The following is a 19,182-nucleotide window of genomic DNA, read 5'->3' on the forward strand; positions in this document are numbered from 1 at the left end:
ACGACCCCCTTAAAAGATTACGCCGGAACGGAAGATAACATTTGCGTACGGTGTCGCTTCCCCGGTGCGGATGATGACCTTCGCCTGCTGCGTCAATTTCTTGAATTCTTCATGTGAGACGAACGTCGTCTCAATCTGCATGTCTTCCAGTGCCTCAAGGACATTCGGATTCGCTTCCGTGATCTCCGTTGCTAGTGTCAGTTGTTCGATCGCCATGTCACCAGCAACGACACGGACGACATCGAGAAATGACGGTGTGCCAAGTTCAAGTGCTAAATCGATTCGTGCAACACCGTCTGGAATCGGTAAGCCGCAATCGGCGATGACGATCGTATCGGTATGACCAAGATCGGTCAGGACCTTGCTGATATGACTGTTTAAAATACCGTGCTTCTTCATGCGTCTCCCTCCATCTGTTCCCGTGTTGGCATACCGCCTTGAGCGCCGAGTGCGCGGATCGATAACCCGGCTGCCCGGTTCGCGAAACGAATCGCATCAACGAGCGATTGTCCTTCCGTTAACGCAACAGCTAAAGCACCGTTGAACGTATCCCCTGCACCCGTCGTATCGACGACGGTCGTCTCAATCGCTGGAATCGTCACGATCGACTCTCCGTCATAGAAGCGTGCCCCCCGACTACCTTCCGTTACGATCAATTTATTCGGATATTCCATCAACCAATGTTCGATTGACTGGTCTTGTCCGAAGATCAAGCCGCATTCATGTTCGTTTGGTGTTAAGTATGTGACATGTTCAATCAATTCCGGACTGAGTGATATCGCCGGCGCTGGATTCAAGACGACTGGAATGCCGGCTGCATGTGCTTCCCTGGCAACAGTCTCGACCGTCTCGATTGGAATCTCGAGCTGGAGTAAGATGATTTCACTGTCTGCGAGAATCGGTGCGAGTGTATCATCCGCAAATTTCACATGTTGATTGGCAGACTGAACGACGACGATCGAGTTGTCGCCTTCAGCGAGCGTGATGTGTGCCGTCCCAGTTCGTTCGCCTTCAATCGTTTGCAAGTGTGTCGTTCGCACCCCTTGCGTCTTGAAGTTTTCGCGGATCGCTTCGCCGTTTGCATCACTACCGACGCAACCGATCATTTCGACGGTACTACCGAGACGCGCGACTGCAACGGCTTGGTTCGCACCCTTTCCGCCCGGTACGGTATGAAAGGCATCCCCGATGACCGTTTCGCCTGCGCCTGGACGGCGTTTACTTTCGACGACGAGATCCATCGAGATACTGCCGATGACACTGATTTGTTTCATGCTTCCTCATCCTTCCGTTTCGTCGTTTCCCGTTCGATGATTTCAACCGTTAACTCATGATGGACGGCGGCAATCGGTGTGCCTTCGATCCGCTGAATCAAGAGTTTCGCGGCCAGCTCCCCCATTTGATAGATTGGCTGCGCGATCGTCGTCAACGGTGGTGAAATCATTTGTCCGAGTTCGATCCCGTCATAGCCGATTACTTGCAGTTCATCTGGAATCGTAATCCCGCGTTCCGCCGCAACTTGGATTGCTGCCGCGGCAATGACATCACTCGCAGCAAAGATCCCGTTGCAGTGATAGTGATCAAAAAGATAGTTCGCTGCGTCGAGCGCCCCTTGAAAGTGGAACGGTGACTCGATGCTTGCTACGAGATGGGTTCCGGCGATTTCCTCGAACCCATCCCGCCTTTTCTTGATCGTCGGGAGTTTCGATGGACCACTGATTACTGCTAGCTCCGTTGCACCTGCTTCCAGTAGAAGCGAAGCCGCCTTCTTCCCGCCTTCGTATCCGTTTGAGGTTACCGTTGGAATCGCCCCTTGTAATACACGGTCTAACGCTACGACCGGCACTTCGAGTTCTTCATAGTTCGGATTGTTCGAGTAGTTTGTCGTGATGATCAATCCGTCGACATGCATTGCCTCGAGTGACTTGATATATTCGCGTTCTTTCTGAAACTGTTCGTCTGTGTTACACAAAATGACCTGAAAACCATGTTGATGTGCCATATCTTCCACAGCCCGTGCGAGTTGTGGGAAGAACGGGTTCGTGATGTCTGGAACGATCAATCCGATCAGTCCGGACCGTTTTTGGAACAACGATCGCGCGACCCGGTTCGGTCGATAATCCAATTGTTTGATTGCCTGAAGCACCGCCTTACGCGATTTCTCACTGACATAACCCTTTTCGTTCATGACGCGTGAGACCGTCGCGACGGAGACATGTGCCGCTTTCGCTACTTCCCGGATGGTCGACATGTTTCGCCACCTCTTTCTTTTGATAACGCTTACAAGAATCATCATATTGTGTAACCGGTTACACATCAATCTTTTTTGTATAAAATATATTTTATTTTTTTCGAATCCTTGGATGAAACCATAAAAAAGAAGCCTGATGCCGCATCAGACTTAAGATCATACCGTATTAACGTTCACTTAAAAGCTCTGGAGCACTCTTAAATAAAGACGATCAGCGAGAGACCTATCAGAATATTGATGAACCCTAACCAGTCCGTCGCTTTTGTATATAACGATGGCTTATCTTTTTTGACGCTATCGTTAAGGAACATCAGTGTCACGGCAATAACGGTTGTTACGCCAAGTGGAGCGTTTAGAAAACTATCGGAATACGTAAATAAATTATTCGTAATGTAGACACTGTTTAAGACGGACAAACCAAACAAGATTTTCTGCACGTAAGCCACTCCTATAATTATTAAGATCTGATTTCGTTCTTTCTCTATTATAGAATATTCTTCCAGAAACCCTTCCTTACATTATCGAAAGAAAGCATTTAGATTCGGACGCAAATAAACCATGAGGCAGTGTTACATCACCTCACGGTTTATGAATTATCAGCTTAGGACGGAAATCAATGAACATCTCTACTTCGCTTCTTTTTACTTTTCTTCTCTGTATACAAGCGACGGATCAAGGCAACAACGAACGCAACGATTGCGAGCGGCTCGAACAAATAGATCAACAGGAACGTGACATCAATAACAGCATCCTCTGGATTATAACGAATGATGTAGAGCGCCCCTGGTAAGATGGCGATTAATCCACCGATTCCGAGAGCTGTTCCCAAAATCAGACTCTGACGCGAAAACCGGCTCGTGATTTGGTACAAGCCGATGAATAGTATGAGTTCCGTAAAATAGATGAGGCGCAATGGGATGTCACCAATCGACGTATCAAGCCCTAAAAACAAAAACCGAAATAGCATGTCGATTCCCCCTTCCCTCTAGTTTTACCCAGAACAGCGTCCTCGTAATGCTTGATTTCCAGTTTCCCTGCATATCCTCGCTTTAATTAGGGAATAGCTAGAGAGTTACAGTCACACACAGAGAGTTGGGATTGCATGAAGGAAGAACACTCGATGAAGGTCGTCAGTTGTTTGAATGATTATTTCGAACGTCATCAGCAGCCCCTTCAGGTCGATCTCTTACGAGGTCTACCACCAATCGTGCTATTATTGCGCGATGATGCGAAACGCGCTTTTCCAAAAGAAGCGAACTTACACGATGAACTGTTACAAGATATAAAACGACTCGTTCAAGAGTGTCTCGATCCAGATACCTTACGCGAACTCGGAATCGATGTGGATCTCCCAGATTTTTTCGTGACGCGTGCACCGCTTCATTCTGCCCATCATTATCTCGTTACATTCATTGAAGATTGATCTTATGTTAAAAGCAGCTATCTTTTCGTTCACGCATTTCCGTGAAAGAAGAAATAGCTGCTTTTTTGTAGATATCAAAAAAACCGATAGAGCCGCAGCACTACCGGTTTGACTTCCCATCACACAGAAGAAGATGACTTAATTTTCAACCTCAAGAATCGCTTCGATTTCAGCTTCTACTTCTTTGTTGACCATTTGTGAACGTTTTTTTCGTAACTCCAGATCCATTTCCTGATCGATGAAATGGTTCGTATGTTTATCAAAACAATCAAAACAAATCGGATAAAAATCTTTTGCTTCTTTGTTTAATGAGTTGAATTCCCACGTATCGAGTTCCAAGTAACTGACTTGGTTGTTCGTTTCAGTTCCACAAATTTCACACTTCATGTTCATTGCCTCCTTAGACGTCAAGCTTCGCTTTTTCGAGTTGGCGTTCCTGACGTTCCTTGATACGCTTCAAACGTCCATGATACTTCATGATGTTCGCTTGTGATTGTTTTGCTTCTTCAGTTGTCGGCTCCAAATCAGCGATTCCCCAGTATTTGACGACGACGTCTAATACTTGGTCGAAGTATTGAAGTGGTCCATAGTTCGTATCAACAGCAATCGTCTTCATGCGTTCTGTAAAGTCAGGCATGACGGCACCCGGCATCGAGAAGTTAATGATGACATCTTCGAAGAAGACGATGAAGTTCGGATCGAGCTCTAAGTGTGCTTTGACCGTGTCACGATAGAACGCATAATGCAACGCTTCATCTTTCGCTAGACGACGGAGTAACGTTGCTAAGTCTTTATCGTGTGCCCCTGCGATCTTCGCGACGTTGTTGTAAAAGACGAGTGTCGCTAACTCTTGCAGCGATGTGTATGCCATCGTCGCTAACGGATTTGTGAAGTCCGGGAACCAGCCACTTTCAACGACGCGTCTTCTTAACTGATGAAGTCGTGTCGGATTGACGTTTCGCGTGACGAGTAAATACGTCTCGAGTAAGTTCGAATGCTGATCTTCTTCCGCTGTCCACGTCCGAACGAAATCATTGATGACTTCCATCGAGTTCTTAAATGTATAGTCTAAGTGCGACGTATACCAAGGTAAGTTGACCTCTGTCAGCAATGCCGTTTCGATCGCTACGATGACACCTTCTGGAAGCGTGACTTGGCTTTCGTCCCAAGGAACACGTTTAAAGGACATCGCCTTATCCCATGGAATGAACTCGTGATAGCTCCAGTCAATATTGGCTGAACGCTCCTTGTGTAGTCGATATAACTCTTGAATGCGTGGTTCTAAACGGATATCTAAATCTGAATTTAACATGATCTTATCTCCTTTAGACGTATTTTTCATCTCCATCGAGCAAGATGTAATTAATCCCTATAACTATTTGATTTGCACTTATTTATGAGTATAACATTTTAGTCATCTACTAGGATGAATCAATTTTTTGACAGTTCGATATAGTTTTAATGACAAAAATGGTTTTCATGTTTGACATTACTTGATAGACAAAAACCCTCCTATCCGTGTGTACGTATCACACGAATAGGAGGGTTTCCTTATAGTTTGTTCAAACAATCAACCTGAAATTACTTCTTGAGGTTGTAGAATGATTTGATTCCGTCGTAGACAGCAACGTCTGAAAGCATGTCTTCGATGCGGAGAAGTTGGTTGTATTTCGCGATACGGTCTGTACGTGAAAGTGAACCAGTTTTGATTTGACCAGCGTTTGTCGCAACAGCGATGTCAGCGATCGTTGAATCTTCAGTTTCACCAGAACGGTGAGAAACGACAGCTGTGTAACCAGCTTTTTTAGCCATTTCGATTGCGTCGAATGTTTCAGTCAACGTACCGATTTGGTTAACTTTGATGAGGATCGAGTTAGCGATGCCTTTTTCGATACCTTCAGCAAGTTTCTCAGTGTTTGTTACGAACAAGTCATCCCCAACGAGTTGAACTTTGTGTCCGATACGATCTGTAAGGAGTTTGTGACCATCCCAGTCGTTTTCGTCACAGCCATCTTCGATTGAGATGATTGGGTATTTGTCAACGAGTTGTGCGTAGAATTCAACAAGCTCTTCTGTTGAAAGGACTTTGCCTTCGCCAGCGAGGTTGTATTTTCCAGCTGCTTTATCGTAGAACTCAGAAGAAGCGACGTCCATTGCAAGGTAAACATCTTCGCCTGCTTTGTAGCCAGCTTTTTCGATTGCTTCAAGGATAACTGTGATTGCTTCTTCGTTTGATTTCAAGTTTGGAGCGAATCCACCCTCGTCACCAACTGCTGTGTTAAGACCCATTCCGCTAAGAACTGATTTCAACGCGTGGAAGATTTCAGCACCCATACGAAGTGCTTCTTTGAATGTTGGAGCACCGACAGGCATGATCATGAACTCTTGGAAGTCCACGTTGTTGTCTGCGTGTGATCCACCGTTGATGATGTTCATCATTGGTGTTGGTAATGTTTTCGCGTTGAATCCACCGAGGTACGTGTAAAGTGGAAGACCAAGCTCATCTGCAGCAGCACGTGCAGCAGCCATAGAAACACCAAGGATTGCGTTAGCGCCGAAGTTACCTTTGTTTTTCGTACCGTCGAGATCGATCATTTTTTTGTCGATTCCAGTTTGGTCGAAGACATCGTAACCGATGATTTCTGGTGCGATTTTTTCGTTGACGTTGTCAACAGCTTTCAAAACACCTTTTCCGAGGTAACGTGCTTTGTCGCCATCACGGAGTTCGACTGCTTCGTGCTCACCAGTTGATGCACCTGATGGTACGAGTGCGCGACCGAAACCGCCATCTTCTGTATAAACTTCTACTTCTACTGTTGGGTTACCGCGTGAATCAAGAATCTCGCGTGCGTAAATCTCTGTAATCATTGACATTTAAATTCGCTCCTTTTGTGTGTAAGAAATATGTGGTGTAGCTACTTCGATCGACGGGATTATTTCTTCAATACGATCGATTTACCAGTCATCTCTGCTGGTTGGTCCGCTCCGAGGAGATCAAGGACCGTTGGTGCGAGATCAGCGAGTGCACCTGTGAGTGGTTCAAGGAGTTCAACGTCCTCGACCGTCACGATACATGGAACAGGTTCTGTCGTATGCGCCGTCATCTTACTGCCGTCTGCATTGAGGACTTTATCCGCGTTCCCGTGGTCAGCCGTGATGACTGCCGCGCCGCCTTTACTGAGAATCAAGTCAACGACTTTCCCAAGACACTCATCGACTGCTTCGATCGCCTTTTTCGTCGGCTCGAGCATACCCGAGTGACCGACCATATCCGGGTTAGCGAAGTTGAGGATAATGGCGTCGTGTTTGTCCGAGTTGATGGCATCAACGAGCGCATCCGTGACTTCATAGACGCTCATCTCTGGTTTCAAGTCGTATGTCGCGACTTTTGGTGAAGGGATCAAGATCCGATCTTCCCCTTCGTATGGTTCTTCACGTTGTCCGTTGAAGAAGAACGTGACGTGCGGATACTTTTCCGTTTCCGCGATGCGTAGCTGTTTGAGACCTTGTTTTGACAATGTCTCACCAAGCGTATTTTTGATGTCTTCAGGCGGGAAGACGATGTCCGTATCAATCGCATCCGAGTACTTCGTCATCGAGACGAGTAGCAGGTTCTTCGGTGCGTTGTCCGGAAGTTCGAATCCGTCGAAGCCTTTTTTCTCTTTGTAAACTTTTGAAAGCTGAATCGCACGGTCAGGACGATAGTTGAAGAACATGATCGCATCGTTATCGTGGATCGGTGCGACTGGCGTACCGTCTTCCTGCACGACAACAGTTGGTTCGATGAACTCATCAGTTACGTCTTGTTTGTACGAAGCTTCAACCATGCCGATTGGATCCTTCGTCGTTGGACCTTCCCCGTATGTGATGACGTCATAGACTTTCTTGACGCGTTCCCAACGGTTATCGCGATCCATCGCATAGTAGCGACCAGAGATACTCGCGAATTGTCCAACATTCAATTCGTCCATCTTCGCTTGCGCGTCACGGAGGAAACCAGCGCCCGATTGTGGGTCGCAGTCACGACCGTCCGTGAAAGCATGAAGATAAACTTTTTCGATTTCGTGAAGTTTCGCGAATTCGAGTACCGCATACAAGTGGTTGATGTGACTGTGGATCCCACCGTCAGAGACCAGACCGAAGATATGAAGCGCCGAACCGTATTTCTTCACGTGACCTGCCGCATCGTTCATCGCTTGGCGCGAGAAGAACGAGCGATCCTTGATCGCGTTGTTGATTCGGGATAGCGATTGATAGACGACGCGACCAGCACCGATGTTGAGGTGACCCACTTCTGAGTTCCCCATTTGACCATCAGGCAAACCGACGTATTCCCCTTTCGCATTCAACAACGTATGCGGGTATTGACCCCAGTAACGATCGAAGTTCGGTTTGTTTGCCGCCGTAACGGCATTTCCGAACTCTTCGTCACGCATACCAAAACCATCAAGGATGATTAGTGCGACTGGACGTTTTGTCATTTAAATCGCCTCCAACAGTTTGAGGAACGATCCTGTCTCAAGACTTGCACCGCCGACGAGCGCGCCGTCGATGTCTGGTTGAGCCATATATTCTTTGATGTTTTCCGGTTTGACGCTACCACCGTATTGGATGCGGACAGCTTCTGCTGCTTCAGCACCAAATTCAGCTGCAACGACGTCACGGACGAATTTACAAGAATCTTGTGCATCTTGTTCTGTCGCTGATTTACCTGTTCCGATTGCCCAGACAGGCTCGTATGCGACGACGAGATTTTTCACTTGGTCGACAGTAAGGTCTTTAAGGCTGTTTGCTGTCTGTTCGCGGATGACGTCTTCGAACTTGCCGCCTTCACGCTCTTCCAGTGTTTCACCTACACAAACGATAGGAACGAGACCGTGCTCGAACGCTTTTTTCGCTTTGCTGTTGATGAACGCATCTGTTTCGCCGAAGTACTCACGACGCTCAGAGTGACCGAGGATGACGTACGTCACGTCGAGTTCTTTGAGCATGAGCGGGCTGATTTCACCAGTGAAGGCACCGCTCTCTTTGTCGTACATGTTTTGAGCACCGATCTTAAGATCCGTACCAGCTGCTGCTTCTGTCAAGTGTGCCAAGAATACGGCTGGTGCACAGACAGCTGCGTCGACTGTTGTCGAAGCAGGTACAGCTCCTTTGACTTCCTCAGCGAATGCAACTGCATCCTTGAGCGTCAGATTCATCTTCCAGTTACCTGCGATAATTGGTTTACGCATTGAGAAACACTCCCTTGTGAACTTAGATTACTTGTCGTTTAGCGCTTCGACACCAGGAAGAGCTTTCCCTTCCATGAATTCGAGACTTGCTCCACCACCTGTAGAAATGTGGCTCATTTTGTCAGCAAGACCGAATTTCTCTGCCGCAGCAGCTGAGTCGCCACCGCCGATGATTGAGTACGCATCGCTGTCCGCAAGAGCTTGCGCGACACCTTTTGTACCGTTTGCGTATTTATCGAGTTCGAATACGCCCATCGGTCCGTTCCAGACGACGAGTTTCGAGTTCTTGATTGCCTCTGCATAGAGTTCAACCGTTTTTGGACCGATATCAAGTGACATGTGATCTGCTGGGATCTCTGTGATGTCACGTGGTCCGACATATGTTTCTTCTCCGAATTCCTTCGTGATGACACAGTCGACAGGCATGAGGAACTTAACGCCTTTTTCTTCTGCTTTTTTCATGAATTCCTTCGCTTGGTCGATTTTGTCGACCTCAAGAAGTGAAGTACCGACTTCGATACCACGAGCTGTGAGGAACGTGTACGATAAGCCGCCACCGATGATCAACGTATCGACGATGTCGAGTAAGTGATCGATGACACCGATTTTATCCGCAACTTTCGAACCACCGATGATTGCCGTGAACGGGCGATCTGGGTTAGAAAGAGCTTTACCGAGAACTTGAAGTTCTTTTTCGATGAGAAGACCGGCAACTGCTGTGTCGACATGGTGTGCGATACCTTCTGTCGATGCGTGTGCACGGTGTGCTGCGCCGAACGCGTCGTTGACGAAAACGTCAGCGAGTTTCGCGAATCCTTTAGCGAGCTCTTCGTCGTTTTTCGTTTCGCCAGGATAGAAGCGGACGTTCTCTAAGACGACGACATCGCCGTTTTCGAGTTTGCTGACTGCTTCTTCTGCAACTGGACCGTATGCTTCTTCAACGAGCTTGATGTCTTTACCAAGCAATTCGCTGAGGCGTGCTACGACTGGTGCAAGTGAGAACTCAGGGTTCTTTTCGCCTTTTGGACGACCCATGTGGCTAGCGAGAATGACTTTTGCTCCGCCGTCGATCAAGTGTTTGATCGTTGGGAGTGCAGCACGGATCCGTGTGTCATCCGTGATTTTACCGTCTTCCAACGGTACGTTGAAATCTACGCGTGTAAATACGCGTTTTCCTTGTACATCGATGTCGCGAATCGATTTCTTATTCATACATTCGTCCTCCGTCTCTTACGTATAGTGAGGGGCGAATGCCCCTCCCGCTTTTTTCCGCAATAAGAGCGGAGACTAATATCGTTTCCGCTCTTATTCAATTGCTATTTAATTGCTCGAATTACTTAGCGATTTCTGCGAAGTGTTTGAGTGTACGAACGAGTTGGCTAGTGTAAGACATTTCGTTGTCATACCAAGCAACTGTTTTAACGAGTTGTTTGTCGCCGACTGTCATGACTTTAGTTTGTGTTGCATCGAAGAGTGATCCGTAAGAGATACCAACGATGTCAGAAGAAACGATTTCGTCTTCAGTGTAACCGTAAGACTCGTTAGCAGCTGCTTTCATTGCTGCGTTGATTTCTTCTACAGAAACTTTTTTGTCGAGTACAGTTACGAGCTCAGTGAGTGAACCTGTAGCGACTGGTACACGTTGTGCAGATCCGTCAAGTTTACCTTGAAGTTCTGGAAGAACGAGACCGATTGCTTTTGCAGCACCAGTTGAGTTAGGAACGATGTTTGCTGCTGCCGCACGTGCACGACGGAAGTCACCTTTAGGGTGTGGAGCGTCGAGTGTGTTTTGGTCACCAGTGTAAGCGTGGATCGTAGTCATGAGACCTTCAACGATTCCGAACTGATCTTGGAGAACTTTAGCCATTGGCGCGAGACAGTTAGTAGTACAAGAAGCACCAGAGATAACTGTTTCAGTTCCGTCAAGGATTTCGTGGTTTGTGTTGAAGACGACTGTTTTCATGTCGCCAGTTGCAGGTGCAGAGATAACGACTTTTTTAGCGCCAGCTTTCAAGTGAAGCTCAGCTTTTTCTTTGTCTGTGAAGAAACCAGTACATTCGAGAACGATGTCAACACCGAGCTCGCCCCATGGGAGTTCTTCTGGGTTGCGGTTAGCAAGTGTTTTGATTTCTTTACCGTTGACGAGGAAGTAACCGTCGTGTACTTCAACTTCGCCGTCGAAACGACCTTGAGTCGTGTCATATTTGAGAAGGTGTGCAAGCATTTTAGTGTCTGTAAGGTCGTTGATCGCGACTACTTCGATTCCATCGAATTGAAGAATTTGACGAAGTGCCAAACGTCCGATACGTCCAAATCCGTTAATACCAACTTTTACTGCCATGATAATTTTCCTCCTTTTAATGTAAAGCGAGTTATCTATTATTCAAAAGGGGGTTACCCTTTCAAAATCGAAGTTGCTGCGCCTTCATCCGTAATCAGGATGATGTCTGGCGACTGTTTGACATAGGCGTTGATCGCTTCTGCCTTCGAATGACCACCTGCGACGACGATGACGTGTTCAACTTGCTTCAAGTCATCGAGTTGGAGACCAACTGTCTTGACCCGGTGCACGATGTTCCCATCTCGGTCGAAGTAATAACCGAATGCTTCCGCTACTGCCTGTTCATGTTCCAGTCGGGTCAGGAGATCCTCAGACGCACGACGACGTTTTGCCATCGTTTTCGCCTCACCAATTCCATGTACCACGATTGAAGCACCTTTAATCATTTGAAGCACATTTTTTATGCTCGGCTCTTCGATCATCTTGACGAACGTCTCTGTACTGACCATGTCCGGGATGTGAAGCAGATGATAATCACTTTGAGCGCGTGACGCCATCCGTGAGCATACTGTGTTCGCTTGTAGTTCGAGCGTTTCTCCCAGTCCTCCGCGCGCCGGAACGAACGTCATTGGACGGTGTTCCTTGTCTGGCGACATCATCGCCGCGACCGAAGCCATCGTCGTACCGCCTGTGACAGCGATCGTATTGTGATGGTCTGAAGAAAGCTCTCGCTTGAGTCGTGCGACGGTCGCCCGCCCCATGTCTCGTTGTACCCAGAAGGTCTCATCGGAATCACCCGGTACGATGACGACGTCCCGTACCCCGAGTCTCTCTTTCAAGGCTTTCGCCATGTCTGAGATCCCTGCGAGTTCTCCCATGATGCTGTGCATGCTGCGAAGAACGTTTCGTCCTTCATCCGTTAAGGACATCCCTTGCGTTGCGACCTCTAGGAGGTCTTGTTGCTTCAAGAAGTCGACTTCCCGCCGTAAGACGCGTTCCGTCAAGCCAAGGCTTGTCGCAAGCGTGCGTCGTCCGATCGGTTGCATCAGTCGCACATAATGAAGGATGTCGTAGCGTGTCTGCATTTCTTCGATCAGATCAGGCACGATTCGTTTTTGGATCTGGACTAACTGCCGAATCATGTATTTCCCTCTCCTCTCAAGTAGCTGGACGCTTTTTGTCCCGCATGTCATAACGTGTCCCACTTGGTACACCGTTATCATAACAGTCCATTTCTCGCCTTGCAAGTCTCGTTTCTCAAGTTTTTTGAAGTAAGCGTTTTCTTACTGTTTCCGTGTCGAATTTGCCATAACTCCAGATTTCACCGTCATACATGACGACGGGAATCTCATATAAGAACCGTAGACTGAGCGCTTCATCCTGATCGATGTTGACTTCCTCGAACGTCCATTCCGGAAACTCATCGAGTACGAAGTCGAGTAAGATGGCGGCCTCTTCACATAGCGTACATCCCGGACGTGAATAGAGTGTTAAGTGTCTGTGTCGTTTTAATCCCATTCTGATTGCGCCTTTCTTTGCTGCATCGTTTTTTTCGTCAATCCAAGCGCTGCCCGGTATTTTGCGACCGTCCGTCGCGCGACCGTCAGACCGTCTGCGTGCAGGCGGTCCGTCAATTGCTGATCACTTAACGGTCGATCGCTTTGCTGAATGTATTCGGCGATTCGTCGTTTGATTAAAAAACTCGAATCCCCAGTCGTCGTCCGTGAGACGAACAAGTCTTCTAGGGCAACGAGACCATGTAACGTCTCGACGTACTTAGAAGCAATCGCTCGACCGATTGTCGATGGATGATGTCCCGTTGCTTCTGCGACTTGTTTTTTCGTCAGCGGCTCGAGATGCAGTTCGCCTTTGAACCAGCGTCCTTGCCGCTCAAGTAAAACGGAAAGAATGGCATGCAATGTAACACGTCGTCGTTCGTAAGCGCGCAAAAAAGGCGTTGCCTCTTTTAATTCGAGCCACGTCTGATCCGTGTCGAGTGTCATCCAGTCGATATGAAGTTCTCCATCCAACATACGAATTCGCGCCTCTGCTGTAACCGTTCGTTCTCCCTTTTGAAGATCTGGGGTTCGGCTTAGTCGCGTCAGTCGTTTTCGCAATCGCGTTCGATCCGGTTCACTGAACCGAGCGAACACCTGATTCGCCGATTCATGTCGCAACCGATCCGTTAGTTCAATCAGTTCCACATCGTCTAGCTCGATTGCCTGTAACCACTGGCATTCGCGTTCCGAGCGGGCAGCGATTCCGACCGGTTCACATTGTTGGAGGAGCGTTCGTGCTTCTCGAATCGATGCGACATCCGTCGAGAAGGATGCAGCGAGCTGCTCGTCCGATGTTCGCATTAAACCGTCCGCTTCTAAATACACAATGAGTTGTTCCGCCATATATCTTATTTCCTGTCTGACTGATTCTAAACGTATTTGTGCAAGAAGCTCCTCTTCATAGGACGCCATGTTTCCCGTCACTTGCTCGACTTCTAGCGAAAGCTGATTCGGGTAATGGCGGTGCATTCGTCGTTTCAATCGTCGCCATTCCTCCTCGAGTTCAGCCGCAGGTTGCTCGAGCACATGTAACTGATACTGTTGTGACGCCGATAATGTCATCTGTTGCGTCTGTTCTTGGCGTTGATCCATCGATTCCCCTCCTCTGCTTCTTATTATAGAAGAAACGTTTTAAAAAACACCCTACGAACGTTTCTCGCACCGCTCAGGAAAAAGAAAACTCACGCTTCCCTATTGCTTTTCTGAAAAAATGTCGATATACTATTAATTGTTCAGTACATCAGATGCACCCGTAGCTCAGGGGATAGAGCACTGGTTTCCGGTACCAGGTGTCGGGAGTTCGAATCTCTCCGGGTGTACCATTTATTCAACTACAAGGCAATGCCAGCAATGGCGTTGCCTTTTTTCTATATTGATATGTTTCATTTGCCCTTGTAATGGAAAAATACCTAAAAGTCGCATCGTATCTTTTGACCAATATTGACCAAAGGATTATGATAAGGATAAGTCGAATAGGAAGCTACATACCAACTATAAGGAGGCAAAGACTATGTTAATTCCAACAGTCATCGAACAAACAAACCGCGGGGAACGTGCTTACGATATCTACTCACGTTTGCTAAAAGACCGCATCATTCTTCTCGGGAGCGCGATTGACGACAACGTCGCCAACTCAGTCGTTGCCCAACTTCTGTTCTTAGCAGCAGAAGATCCAGATAAAGAAATCTCGCTTTACATCAACAGCCCAGGTGGTTCGATTACTGCCGGTATGGCGATTTACGATACAATGAACTTCATCAAACCACAAGTTTCTACGATTTGTATCGGTATGGCAGCATCGATGGGTGCATTCTTGCTCCAAGCTGGCGCAAAAGGAAAACGTTTCGCGTTACCAAACGCTGAAATCATGATCCACCAACCACTCGGTGGTACACAAGGTCAAGCATCGGATATTAAAATCCATGCGGAACGTATCATCAAAATGCGTGAGCATCTCAACAAAATCATGGCTGAAAACACAGGACAACCACTTGAAGTCATCGAACGCGATACAGAGCGTGACAACTTCATGTCAGCACAAGCTGCTGCTGACTACGGTCTCATCGACCGCGTCATGGAACGTGCATAAGTCATCCAAAGTGTCTCCTTTACGGGAGGCACTTTTTTAATACGTATTTCCACATCTATACATATACAAAAAACCTCCCGTTCCATAAAGAACGAGAGGTCGATGATCAGTCGATCAAGTCTGTGATGTCTGAAACGATGTCGTGGTTTTCACGAATCAGCGAGTAGATGGCGTTCGCATGTGGCGAAAGCTCTTCTTCTGCTTGTAATTGCTTCAGGAATAATGATGTTGCGAATGCAACGAGCGTGCTTTTCGGTACACCGATTGATTTTGCTTTTTTCGTTAATACTTCGTCAAACTTCGCGTCTACAGTCAGCGAAATACGTTTCTTTTCGTTAGCCATTTCAAAAACTCCTTAATTCGAACATTTAGTTGCATCGACTATATATTATAGTAGACTATGGTTCATCTCGCAAGCGACCCTCTTATAAGGCCCCTGTCATCGACTCGCCATTTCGGATTTTTTCTGCGATTTGATCAATCTTCCGCAACCGGTGATTGATCCCTGATTTTGAGATGGAGCCGCTTTCGACCATCTCACCGAGCTCTTGTAACGTGACGTCTTGATGCGTGACACGCAAGATTGCGATTTCCTTCAACTTATCTGGTAAGACGTCGAGACCGACCGTCCGCTCGAGGAACTTGATGTTTTCGACTTGACGTAATGCCGCGCCGACCGTCTTGTTGAGGTTCGCTGTCTCACAGTTAACGAGACGGTTGACCGAGTTGCGCATATCTTTTAAAATCCGCACGTCCTCGAACCGCAGCATCGATTGTGTCGCATCGATGAGTTTGAGGAAATCGGAAATCTTTTCGCTCTCCTTGATGTAGAGGATGTGTCCTTTTTTCCGTTCGATCGCCTTCGCATTCAAGTCAAAGACATTCGATAAACCGCGTAGCGCCGCATTGTGTTCTTCGTACAAGCTGAAGATTTCTAAATGATACGACGACGTCGCCGGATTGTTGAGCGAACCACCAGCGAGGAATGCCCCTCTCAAATAAGCGCGTGCTTTTCGTTCATCGTTTAAGATCGCATCACTGATCGAACGAATCATCGTGAATCCTTCCCCTAAAATCCCGAGGTCTTGCAAAATCTTATCCGCTTGTTGTTTAACACGGACGATGTAGACATTGTTCTTTTTCAGACGCATTTTCTTCCGCACGAGCAGATCGAGGTGAACACCGTATGCTTTTTTAAGCAACGAATAGATCCGACGAGCAATCGAAGCATTCTCAGTTGAAATATCCAGTGTCAGACCGCGTCCGAGTCCGAACGAGATCGCACCGTTCATCCGAGCGAGTGCTGCAAGTTCTGCCTTCATCTCATGATCGGTAATCGGAATCTGCGTTAATTCTTTTTTGACTTCTGAGGCAAAGCTCATGTCAGCTCCTCCTTCCCTTCGAGTTGACGCATGCGCCGAATCGATAATACTTTTCGCATGACGAGACTTGCGACGGCGTCTGAATCGTGACGAATGAAGTGATGATTATAATCAACGATATCGTCTGCAAGCACTTCAACGCCTGCTAACTCGAATTGTTTTTCATTATAGGTGACGATGTCGGCGTGATCCTTTTGATACTTTTTCAAATAACCAGCATCGATCGACTCATTATTGACGATGATCGTATCGACGACTCCTTGACCGAGAAAGCGTTCGAGCGTCGATAAGTGCTCATTTGCTGTAAATGCTGTCGTCTCACCGGGTTGTGTCATGACGTTACAAATATAGACGACTGGAGCCAGCGATTGCTGAATTGCTTCTCGAATCTCATCGATCAAGACGTTCGGAATGATACTTGTATAGAGACTCCCTGGTCCAAGGACGATGACATCGGCATCAAGAATCGCTTGAATCGCTTCCGGTACTGGACGGACGTCTTGTTCCTCGAGGAAAATTCGTTCGATTTTCTTACCAACCGTCGGAATCAGTGACTCCCCTTTAACGATCGTTCCATCCTCGAACTCAGCACATAGTGTAATCGTACGTTCTGTCGCGGGATAGACTTTTCCTTCCGCGTTCAACAGTTGTCCCATGACACCAATCGCTTCAACGAACGAACCGTTACAGAGTTGCGTCGCTGCCGTCAGCATCAAGTTGCCGAGCGAATGCCCATGTAATCCTTCGCCGGTCTCAAACCGGTACTGCATGATCCGGTCCATCAGGGTTTCCGATTTCGATAAGGAGACGATGACATTGCGAATATCGCCAGGCGGCAACATATTAAACTCTGTCCGCAGGCGACCAGAACTTCCGCCGTCATCCGCGACGGTAACGATTGCTGTAATATCGAGCGGATAATGCTTCAGTCCACGAAGAAGCGTCGAGAGTCCTGTCCCGCCACCAATGGCGACGACTTTACGTTCCCATTTCATCACTTCTCCTCCTTCGCATGTACATAATCCCGGTGGTTCGTCTCAATGTGATACTGCGTCGCGAATTCCTTGCTGATTGCTTCCGCGAACGTAATCGACCGATGCTTTCCTCCCGTACAACCGAGGGCGATGACGAGTTGCGACTTCCCTTCTCGCTCGTATTGCGGAATCAGGAACTCGAGCAAATCGACGAGTTTTTTATAGAACAGCTTCGCTTCAGGCCACTGCATGACGTAAGACGCGACTTCCTCATCGAGTCCTGTTTTTGGACGCAGTTCTGGAATGTAGAACGGGTTCGGTAAGAACCGGAGGTCAAAGACAAGATCGGCATCAAGCGGCAATCCGTGTTTAAAACCAAACGACATGACGTTGACCGTGAACGGAATCCGTTCTCCTGTCGTAAACTCTTTCAATAAGCGTTCTTTTAGGACGAGTGGTTTGATGTCACTCGTATCAATCAGCATTTGTGCTTTATCACGGAACCCTTCGAGCAACGTCCGCTCACGTTCAATCCCGATCAGTGGTGAGTCAGTGGGTGCAAGCGGATGGGAACGACGTGATTCTTTATAACGGCGTACGAGGACATCGTTACGCGCATCGAGATACAGCATCCGAGTCTGTAAATTCGTCTTTTTCAGATCCTCATAAACGACAAAAAAACTGTCGATGAAATCACGCGCACGTGTATCGATGGCAACGGCGATTTTAGGACGCACTTGTCCGATGACTTCGATGAGTTGTGGCAATAACGTTGGTGGTAGATTGTCGACACAGAAATAGCCTAAATCCTCAAAGCTGTTCATTGCGACTGTCTTTCCAGCCCCACTCATACCTGTGATGATGACAAGTTGTGGTTGATTCTGTTCCATCTTTTCGCCCTCCAGACAACAGTTCCGTGTGTATTTTTTCTCTTCATTTTCAGTATATCATAAAAAAAGAGCCAGCCTCACTGAAGATACCTTCAATGAAACTGGTTCGTTATTACGCGTGTGAGGATTCTTGTAATTCTTCAAGCAACGCTTCGATGAAGTGTTGTGCATTTTGTGCAGCAATCGAACCGTCGTTTGTCGCTGTAACGACTTGACGAAGTGTTTTTTCACGAACGTCACCAGCAGCAAAGATCCCTTTGATGTTCGTTTCCATCGCTTCATTCGTCACGACATAACCTTGGTCGTTCAAGATACCGAGATCTTGGACGTAGCCTGTGATCGGGTTCATCCCGATGTAGATGAAGACACCATCGATTGGATGTGTTGTTACGTCAGCTGTTTTTGTATTGATTAGCTCAATACCGCCGACTTTTCCGTCTTGTTCGTTAATCTGTTTGACCGTATGGTTCCAGATGAAGTCGATTTTCGGGTTGTCGAACGCACGTTTTTGAAGAATCTTTTGAGCACGGAGCTCATCACGACGGTGAACAATCGTGACTTTTTTCGCGAATCGCGTCAAGTAGACGCCTTCTTCAACCGCTGAGTCGCCTCCACCGATGACGAAGAGTTCTTTTTCTTTAAAGAACGCACCATCACAAACGGCACAGTACGAGACACCACGACCGCCGAGCTCTTCTTCGCCCGGTACGCCGATCTTTTTATATTGTGCACCTGACGCAATGATGATTGCCCGTGCGTAGTAATCTTTATTGTGTGCATGAATTGTTTTGTATGCTTTACCATCTTCGATACTCCGAACGTCTCCGTACGCATATTCTGCGCCGAATGCTTTCGAGTGGTCGAACATTTTTTGTGAGAGATCTGGTCCGAGGATGCTATCGTATCCTGGGTAGTTCTCGATATCTTCTGTGTTCGCCATCTGACCGCCCGGAATCCCACGTTCGATCATCAATGTCGAAAGGTTCGCACGTGATGCGTAAAGTGCAGCTGTCATCCCAGCAGGACCTGCCCCGATGATGATGACGTCATAAATTTTTTGTTCTGTTTCCGCCATGATTCCACCCCATTTATCGTAATC

General features: G+C 47.4%; 21 protein-coding genes, 1 tRNA gene and 1 pseudogene. 3 read left to right on the forward strand and 20 right to left on the reverse strand.

What is annotated here, in order from left to right; translation table 11 throughout:
* Window positions 1-9: 9 nt before the first annotated feature.
* From rbsD to ADM98_RS14890, 5 genes are all read right to left on the reverse strand, one after another.
* The gene (gene rbsD / locus ADM98_RS14870) at window positions 10-399 is read right to left on the reverse strand and encodes a D-ribose pyranase (protein WP_053454161.1); all 390 of its coding nucleotides are present in this window, start codon (window positions 397-399) and stop codon (window positions 10-12) included.
* Window positions 396-1,274 carry a ribokinase gene (rbsK, locus tag ADM98_RS14875; RefSeq protein WP_053454162.1) on the reverse strand — a complete coding sequence of 293 codons (879 nt, stop codon included), beginning with the start codon at window positions 1,272-1,274 and terminating at the stop codon, window positions 396-398. The genes rbsD and rbsK overlap by 4 nt, the downstream gene beginning before the upstream one ends.
* Complete coding sequence (locus tag ADM98_RS14880) at window positions 1,271-2,251, reverse strand: LacI family DNA-binding transcriptional regulator (protein ID WP_053454163.1); 981 nt, start codon at window positions 2,249-2,251, stop codon at window positions 1,271-1,273. Before ADM98_RS14880 ends, rbsK begins: the two co-directional genes overlap by 4 nt.
* Before the next feature lie 197 nt (window positions 2,252-2,448).
* On the reverse strand, window positions 2,449-2,688 hold the full coding sequence (locus tag ADM98_RS14885; protein ID WP_053454164.1) for a hypothetical protein: 240 nt from the start codon (window positions 2,686-2,688) through the stop codon (window positions 2,449-2,451).
* A gap of 176 nt (window positions 2,689-2,864) precedes the next feature.
* The gene (locus ADM98_RS14890) at window positions 2,865-3,218 is read right to left on the reverse strand and encodes a hypothetical protein (RefSeq protein WP_052019103.1); all 354 of its coding nucleotides are present in this window, start codon (window positions 3,216-3,218) and stop codon (window positions 2,865-2,867) included.
* Between the two features lie 135 nt (window positions 3,219-3,353).
* Here ADM98_RS14890 and ADM98_RS14895 point away from each other — a divergent pair, with 135 nt between their 5' ends.
* Entirely contained in the window at window positions 3,354-3,674 is a 321-nt protein-coding gene (locus ADM98_RS14895; protein ID WP_053454165.1) for a hypothetical protein, read from the forward strand.
* Between the two features lie 138 nt (window positions 3,675-3,812).
* On the opposite strand, the gene ADM98_RS14900 is transcribed toward ADM98_RS14895, so the two are convergent.
* The 10 genes from ADM98_RS14900 to ADM98_RS14945 form a co-directional block, all read right to left on the reverse strand.
* Window positions 3,813-4,061: a hypothetical protein gene (locus ADM98_RS14900; RefSeq protein WP_231925650.1), complete on the reverse strand. Its 249-nt coding sequence runs from the start codon at window positions 4,059-4,061 to the stop codon at window positions 3,813-3,815.
* 13 nt (window positions 4,062-4,074) lie between these two features.
* On the reverse strand, window positions 4,075-4,986 hold the full coding sequence (locus tag ADM98_RS14905) for an acyl-ACP desaturase (RefSeq protein WP_053454166.1): 912 nt from the start codon (window positions 4,984-4,986) through the stop codon (window positions 4,075-4,077).
* 269 nt (window positions 4,987-5,255) lie between these two features.
* Window positions 5,256-6,548: a phosphopyruvate hydratase gene (gene eno / locus ADM98_RS14910; protein WP_035409961.1), complete on the reverse strand. Its 1,293-nt coding sequence runs from the start codon at window positions 6,546-6,548 to the stop codon at window positions 5,256-5,258.
* Between the two features lie 59 nt (window positions 6,549-6,607).
* Window positions 6,608-8,155, reverse strand: coding sequence for a 2,3-bisphosphoglycerate-independent phosphoglycerate mutase (gene gpmI, locus ADM98_RS14915; RefSeq protein ID WP_053454167.1), 1,548 nt, complete (start codon window positions 8,153-8,155; stop codon window positions 6,608-6,610).
* The gene (tpiA, locus tag ADM98_RS14920) at window positions 8,156-8,908 is read right to left on the reverse strand and encodes a triose-phosphate isomerase (RefSeq protein ID WP_053454168.1); all 753 of its coding nucleotides are present in this window, start codon (window positions 8,906-8,908) and stop codon (window positions 8,156-8,158) included.
* A gap of 27 nt (window positions 8,909-8,935) precedes the next feature.
* A complete protein-coding gene (locus ADM98_RS14925; protein WP_050678694.1) occupies window positions 8,936-10,120 on the reverse strand; it encodes a phosphoglycerate kinase in 1,185 nt (394 codons plus the stop codon).
* Between the two features lie 121 nt (window positions 10,121-10,241).
* On the reverse strand, window positions 10,242-11,249 hold the full coding sequence (gene gap / locus ADM98_RS14930; protein WP_035409970.1) for a type I glyceraldehyde-3-phosphate dehydrogenase: 1,008 nt from the start codon (window positions 11,247-11,249) through the stop codon (window positions 10,242-10,244).
* Between the two features lie 53 nt (window positions 11,250-11,302).
* Entirely contained in the window at window positions 11,303-12,328 is a 1,026-nt protein-coding gene (locus ADM98_RS14935; RefSeq protein WP_053454569.1) for a sugar-binding transcriptional regulator, read from the reverse strand.
* Between the two features lie 118 nt (window positions 12,329-12,446).
* Window positions 12,447-12,707 (reverse strand): glutaredoxin family protein, encoded by a 261-nt coding sequence (locus tag ADM98_RS14940; RefSeq protein WP_053454169.1) that lies wholly within the window; start codon window positions 12,705-12,707, stop codon window positions 12,447-12,449.
* Window positions 12,698-13,840, reverse strand: coding sequence for an RNA polymerase factor sigma-54 (locus tag ADM98_RS14945; protein ID WP_053454170.1), 1,143 nt, complete (start codon window positions 13,838-13,840; stop codon window positions 12,698-12,700). Before ADM98_RS14945 ends, ADM98_RS14940 begins: the two co-directional genes overlap by 10 nt.
* 154 nt (window positions 13,841-13,994) lie before the next feature.
* Between ADM98_RS14945 and ADM98_RS14950 the strand changes: the two genes are divergently transcribed.
* Window positions 13,995-14,070 (forward strand) — tRNA-Arg (locus ADM98_RS14950).
* Window positions 14,071-14,252: 182 nt separating this feature from the next.
* Window positions 14,253-14,837 (forward strand): annotated as a pseudogene (gene clpP / locus ADM98_RS14955) (ATP-dependent Clp endopeptidase proteolytic subunit ClpP); the annotation flags it as partial.
* Window positions 14,838-14,943: 106 nt separating this feature from the next.
* On the opposite strand, the gene ADM98_RS14960 reads toward clpP, so the two are convergent.
* The 5 genes from ADM98_RS14960 to trxB form a co-directional block, all read right to left on the reverse strand.
* Entirely contained in the window at window positions 14,944-15,180 is a 237-nt protein-coding gene (locus tag ADM98_RS14960; protein ID WP_023469221.1) for a hypothetical protein, read from the reverse strand.
* A gap of 82 nt (window positions 15,181-15,262) precedes the next feature.
* Window positions 15,263-16,219 (reverse strand): DNA-binding protein WhiA, encoded by a 957-nt coding sequence (gene whiA / locus ADM98_RS14965; RefSeq protein WP_053454171.1) that lies wholly within the window; start codon window positions 16,217-16,219, stop codon window positions 15,263-15,265.
* Window positions 16,216-17,214: a gluconeogenesis factor YvcK family protein gene (locus ADM98_RS14970; RefSeq protein WP_023469223.1), complete on the reverse strand. Its 999-nt coding sequence runs from the start codon at window positions 17,212-17,214 to the stop codon at window positions 16,216-16,218. Before ADM98_RS14970 ends, whiA begins: the two co-directional genes overlap by 4 nt.
* A complete protein-coding gene (gene rapZ, locus ADM98_RS14975; protein WP_053454172.1) occupies window positions 17,214-18,083 on the reverse strand; it encodes an RNase adapter RapZ in 870 nt (289 codons plus the stop codon). Before rapZ ends, ADM98_RS14970 begins: the two co-directional genes overlap by 1 nt.
* 112 nt (window positions 18,084-18,195) lie before the next feature.
* Entirely contained in the window at window positions 18,196-19,158 is a 963-nt protein-coding gene (gene trxB / locus ADM98_RS14980; protein WP_023469225.1) for a thioredoxin-disulfide reductase, read from the reverse strand.
* Window positions 19,159-19,182 lie beyond the last annotated feature (24 nt).

It is taken from the genome of Exiguobacterium sp. BMC-KP (assembly GCF_001275385.1).
Taxonomy (GTDB): domain Bacteria; phylum Bacillota; class Bacilli; order Exiguobacteriales; family Exiguobacteriaceae; genus Exiguobacterium_A.